The sequence below is a fragment of the Salmonella sp. SAL04213 genome, assembly GCF_046550535.1.
GTDB classification, from domain to species: domain Bacteria; phylum Pseudomonadota; class Gammaproteobacteria; order Enterobacterales; family Enterobacteriaceae; genus Salmonella; species Salmonella enterica.
Genome location: NZ_JBGDXS010000021.1, coordinates 1 through 1327 on the forward strand (window position 1 = coordinate 1; position 1327 = coordinate 1327).

Below are 1327 nucleotides of genomic sequence, written 5' to 3' on the forward strand. Positions count from 1 at the left end.
GTGGGGCCGCTGGTGCGCTGGGGCCGGGACCGGCCGCGTAACATCAGGAAACTGCTGTGGGCTGCCGCTGTCTCCACCCTGGTGCTGTCGGTACTTTTGCCATGGCTGCTGGAAGATAAAATCATCGCCATGACGGCGGTGGGGATGGCGATGGCCTGCTGGATTGCGGTGCTGGCGGTGGCCGAAGCCGTACAGCGCGTGTCCCGCGGCACGAAAACCTCTCTCAGCTACTGGGGAATGGTGGCGGCGCACCTCGGGCTGGCGGTGACGATTACCGGCATCGCCTTCAGCCAGAATTACAGCGTGGAGCGTGACGTGCGGATGCGGGCGGGCGACAGCGTGACCATTCACGACTACCGCTTCACCTTCCGGGAGGTGCGGGACATCACCGGCCCCAACTACCGCGGCGGGGTGGCCCTCATCGGGGTGACGCGCCACGGCGAGCCGGAGGCGGTGCTGCACGCGGAGAAACGGCTCTACAACACCAGCCGGATGGTGATGACCGAGGCGGCGATTGACGGCGGGCTGACCCGCGACCTGTACGCCGCGCTCGGGGAGGAGCTGGACAACGGCGCGTGGGCCGTGCGCCTGTACTACAAACCGTTTGTCCGCTGGATATGGGCCGGGGGACTGCTGATGGCGCTGGGCGGGCTGCTGTGCCTGGCGGACCCGCGCTACCGCCGCCGTAAACCATTGCCGGAGGCCGGATGAAACGCAACGTACTGTTATTACCGCTGCTGATTTTTCTGCTGATTGCCGCGGCGCTGCTGTGGCAGCTGGCGCGCAACGCGCAGGGGGATGACCCGACGAATCTCGAATCGGCGCTGACCGGAAAGCCGGTGCCGGCGTTCCGCCTGGAATCGCTGGAGACGCCGGGTCAGTACTATGAGGCGGAGGTGCTGACGCAGGGGAAACCGGTGCTGCTTAACGTCTGGGCCACCTGGTGCCCGACCTGCCGCGCCGAGCATCAGTACCTGAACCAGCTTTCTGCGCAGGGTATCCGGGTGGTGGGGCTGAACTATAAGGACGACCGGGCGAAGGCGGTGGCCTGGTTAAAGGAACTGGGCAACCCGTATGCGCTGAGTTTATCGGACAGCGACGGGATGCTGGGGCTGGACCTGGGCGTGTACGGCGCGCCGGAAACCTTCCTCATCGACGGCAGGGGGATTATCCGCTACCGCCATGCGGGCGATTTGAATGCCCGGGTATGGGAAAGTGAACTGAAACCGCTGTGGGACAGATACAGCCGGGAGGCGGCGCAATGAGACTGTTACCGGGCATGGTGATGCTGATGCTGGCGCTGGTTATCGCCTGGTCAGCGCGGGCG

The 1327-nt window shown here is 65.4% G+C and carries 2 protein-coding genes; both read left to right on the plus strand.

Annotated elements, in window-relative coordinates; translation table 11 throughout:
- The coding region (locus tag ACLJPQ_RS22410) for a cytochrome c-type biogenesis CcmF C-terminal domain-containing protein (RefSeq protein WP_281493232.1) at positions 1-711 on the plus strand (711 nt) is incomplete at its 5' end.
- Entirely contained in the window at positions 708-1265 is a 558-nt protein-coding gene (dsbE, locus tag ACLJPQ_RS22415) for a thiol:disulfide interchange protein DsbE (RefSeq protein ID WP_000828293.1), read from the plus strand. The genes ACLJPQ_RS22410 and dsbE, both read left to right, overlap by 4 nt.
- Positions 1266-1327 lie beyond the last annotated feature (62 nt).

Coding starts and splice junctions, on each gene's coding strand:
- dsbE (WP_000828293.1), top strand. CDS start 708: ATGAAACGCAACGTACTGTTATTACCGCTGCTGATTTTTCTGCTGATT.